Origin of the sequence: Streptomyces sp. NPDC127119 (assembly GCF_042677425.1) — a bacterium.
Classification (GTDB): domain Bacteria; phylum Actinomycetota; class Actinomycetes; order Streptomycetales; family Streptomycetaceae; genus Streptomyces.
Window position 1 is genome coordinate 1 of record NZ_JBHXTO010000287.1, and the last position, 3,555, is coordinate 3,555.

Here is a 3,555-nt window from a genome sequence, read left to right on the forward strand (position 1 = left end):
CTTCCTTTGTACTCACCCTCTCGGGCTTTCCTCCGGGCGCTTCCCTTCGGTCCTGCTGTTCTACTGTTGTGCTTGTCTCGCTGTCTTGCGTTTCCGACTCTATCAGACCGTTTCCGGTTCCGATTTCCTCGGTGCTTTCCAGGCTTTCGCTTTCGCGTTTCCCTTTCCGGCGAGTCCGACTCTACCAGACCCTTTCAGGCCCGATTCCCAGTCGGTGGGATTTGCCTTTTGGCCTTGCGGCCTTTCGACATTCACTACGTTAGCCGATCCCCTCGGCAACTCATAATCGAGTTCCGCGAGTTCGAATTCAGGCATGCGGACATGCTGAATGGACCCTCGCTGAGAGGAAGTCGTAGGTAGTGGGTTGGCCACTTCCGGCTGCTGGCTGAACGCAGTACCCGGTTCAAGCGGCTCGGGCTACGTTACGTATCGCCCAAGGGCGAGTCAAGTTCGGCGGCGGCGAGGGGTATGGGCCCGATAGGGGCTCACCGTCGGGTCGTTGGTGATCCAATAGCGCCACGGGTGGACGCCTCCGTCGCCGGACACTCCGGTGCGCGGACCGTTGAGTACCTGGTCGGAGGTCACCGGGGTGCCGTGCAGGAGGCTCAGCGGTGAACTCTGCGAGGCGCATGCGTCCGTACCGTCGAGGGACCGGTCGACCCCCAGGGCCGTGGCCAGACGGGCCGGGCCTTTGGCCAGTTCTCGGTCGTGTCGGGCCGAAAGTCGACGTTTGCGCGCCAGTTCAACGCCTTCGGTGACCTCTCCCGCGCGGAGCAGGACCGCGCTCGCCCTGCCCTCCGGGCCACAGACCAGGTTCATGCAGTGCCACATGCCGTACGTGAAGTAGACGTATACGTACCCGGGCGGACCGAACATCACCGCGTTGCGGGCCGTGGGGCCGCGGAAGGCGTGGGAGCCGGGATCGTTCGGGCCGTCGTAGGCCTCGACCTCCGTGATGCGCAGCTCGATCGGGTCGGCCGAACCGTCCGGATCCGTACGTACGAGTACGCGCCCCAGGAGGTCGGGGGCGACCTCAAGTACAGGTCGGTCGAAGAACTCCCGGGCGAGGGGCGTACGGTCAGGGGCCGCGATCATGGCTTACGAGCGTACTTCACACGTGCGAGTGCGTGCGGGGTGGTCAGGGAGCGCCCGTCTTGCCAGGGTGAAGGCGCGGAACCGGACCCGGCTGGATCGCGTATGTATGGATCAAGGATCCGATCCGGACCGAACAACTACGGGGCGTTGCCCGAAAGAGGAGAAGACGATGGGGTTCAAGCGGCTGCTTGCGAGCCTGGGTGCCGGTGGGGCTTCGGTCGAGACGGAGCTGACCGAGGTCAACGTCGTTCCCGGTGGTGTCGTCCAGGGTGAGGTGCGGATCCAGGGCGGATCCGTGAACCAGGCGATCGAGGGTCTGTCGGTCGGGCTGCAGGCCAAGGTCGAGGTCGAGGGCCACGACGACCAGGAGTACAAGCAGAACATCGAGTTCACGAAGCTCTCGCTCGGCGGTGCCTTCGAGCTCCAGGCCAACGGCGTGCACGCGGTGCCGTTCGGTCTGGAGATCCCGTGGGAGACGCCGATCACGAACATCGCCGGTCAGTCGCTGCGCGGGATGAACATCGGCGTGACCACGGAGCTGGCCATCGCGCGCGCGGTGGACTCCGGTGACCTGGACCCGATCAACGTGCACCCGCTGCCGGCGCAGCAGGCGCTGCTGGACGCCTTCATCCAGCTGGGCTTCCGCTTCAAGAGCGCGGACCTGGAGAAGGGGCACATCCGGGGTACGCGCCAGAAGCTGCCGTTCTACCAGGAGATCGAGTTCTTCCCGCCGCAGCAGTACCGCGGGCTGAACCAGGTCGAGCTGACCTTCGTCGCGGACGACCGCGAGATGGACGTCGTCCTGGAGATGGACAAGAAGCCGGGTCTGTTCAGCGAGGGCAGCGACTCCTTCCGCTCCTTCCAGGTCGGACTCAACGACTTCCAGGGCACGGACTGGGCCGCGTACCTCAACCAGTGGCTGTCCGAGGTGGGCAGCCGCCGCAACTGGTTCTAGGACTTCCGGACCTGGCCGGTCCTAAGCTCGGGGCCAGACTTTTTCCGGAGCAGGAACCGATCAGGAGGTGCTGAGGTGACGGAGTCCACGAGGCCGCCGCTTCCCCATGACTTCCATCCCGTCGTGCCGTCCTTCACTGTCACGAGTGAGGACGTCGAGGCGGGTGGGACGTTGAAGGACGCTCAGGTCCACGCGGCCGGGAACACCTCGCCGCAGGTTCGCTGGGAAGGCTTCCCGGCGGGGACCAAGAGTTTCGCCGTGACGTGTTTCGACCCGGACGCCCCCACCGGGAGCGGTTTCTGGCACTGGGTCGTGTTCGACATTCCGGTCTCGGTGACGGAATTGCCGGCGGGCGCGGGCACGGGGAAGTTCGAGGGACTGCCCGAGGGGTCGGTCCAGGTGCGCAACGACTACGGGTCGAGGGACTTCGGGGGTGCCGCGCCTCCGGCGGGTGATCCGGCGCATCGGTACGTGTTCACCGTGTATGCGGTGGACCAGGAGAAACTCGGTCCGGACCCGGACGCCTCACCGGCCGTGGTGGGCTTCAATCTCCGGTTCCACACGCTCGCGAGGGCGCAGCTCGTCGCCGAGTACGCGGCTCCCGCGGAGAGCTGACCTTTCACTGAGTGTTTGCCCGCCCCTGGTCTTGGAATTGATCAGGGGCGGGCATTTTTATTGCGTTGTCCATCTCGGCGTGCCCGGCCAGAGTTGATCCACGCCCGCCAGGTGGTGGGCCGGTGCACATGGGAGGTGGGCTGGATGCGGGACACGCTGGTGCTGAACGCGAGCTTCGAGCCGCTGTCGACGGTGACGTTGAACCGAGCCGTCGTTCTGGTGCTGCAGGACAAGGCAGTCGTCGAGCAGGCCCACCCCGAACTGCGTATGCGCGGATCCGCGCTGGACATACCCGCGCCCCGGGTGATCAGGCTCTGCCGCTATGTACGGGTGCCGTTCCGAAGACAAGCACCGTGGTCGCGGCGGGGTGTGCTGGTCCGTGACCGTCACAAGTGCGCGTACTGCGGGCGGCGGGCGACCACGGTGGATCACGTGGTGCCGCGGGCTCAGGGGGGCCAGGACTCGTGGCTGAACACGGTGGCGTCCTGTGCCGAGGACAATCACCGCAAGGCTGCTCGGACGCCTGATCAGGCGGGGATGCCGTTGTTGCGGCGGCCGTTCGAGCCGACGCCGGCTGACGCGATGTTGCTGGCGCTGGGGCGGGATGATCTCGAAGCTCTGCCGGAGTGGCTTGCGCAGCCGGCGTGATTCGGGTGCGGGTGCGCTGTGGCCAGCCGCGCAGTTCCCCGCGCCCCTGAAAAGGGGCTGCGGCCCTGGGGATCTCAGCCCCTCCGGCGTTTGAGGAGCGGGGGTTCGGGGGCGGAGCCCCTGAGACAGGGACGGGAACGGGTAGGGGCGGGGGGGGGGGGAACAACGCCCCCCCCGCCCAGCCCGAAGTGTGGTTGGTGCAACGGAGGGTGTTGGGCCAGTAGGAGGGGGCCGCCCCCCAG

General features: G+C 66.5%; 4 protein-coding genes. 3 read left to right on the top strand and 1 reads right to left on the bottom strand.

Going from position 1 to position 3,555, the window contains the following annotated elements:
* Positions 1–444 precede the first annotated feature (444 nt).
* Positions 445–1,095, bottom strand: coding sequence for a DNA-3-methyladenine glycosylase (locus ACFVH5_RS44105; protein WP_384814933.1), 651 nt, complete (start codon positions 1,093–1,095; stop codon positions 445–447).
* A 169-nt stretch (positions 1,096–1,264) separates the two neighbouring features.
* Between ACFVH5_RS44105 and ACFVH5_RS44110 the strand changes: the two genes are divergently transcribed.
* The 3 genes from ACFVH5_RS44110 (at position 1,265) to ACFVH5_RS44120 (ending at position 3,313) form a co-directional block, all read left to right on the top strand.
* Entirely contained in the window at positions 1,265–2,050 is a 786-nt protein-coding gene (locus ACFVH5_RS44110) for a sporulation protein (protein WP_384814936.1), read from the top strand.
* A 75-nt stretch (positions 2,051–2,125) separates the two neighbouring features.
* A complete protein-coding gene (locus ACFVH5_RS44115) occupies positions 2,126–2,665 on the top strand; it encodes a YbhB/YbcL family Raf kinase inhibitor-like protein (RefSeq protein ID WP_385839324.1) in 540 nt (179 codons plus the stop codon).
* Between the two features lie 144 nt (positions 2,666–2,809).
* The gene (locus ACFVH5_RS44120) at positions 2,810–3,313 is read left to right on the top strand and encodes an HNH endonuclease (RefSeq protein WP_385839325.1); all 504 of its coding nucleotides are present in this window, start codon (positions 2,810–2,812) and stop codon (positions 3,311–3,313) included.
* Positions 3,314–3,555 lie beyond the last annotated feature (242 nt).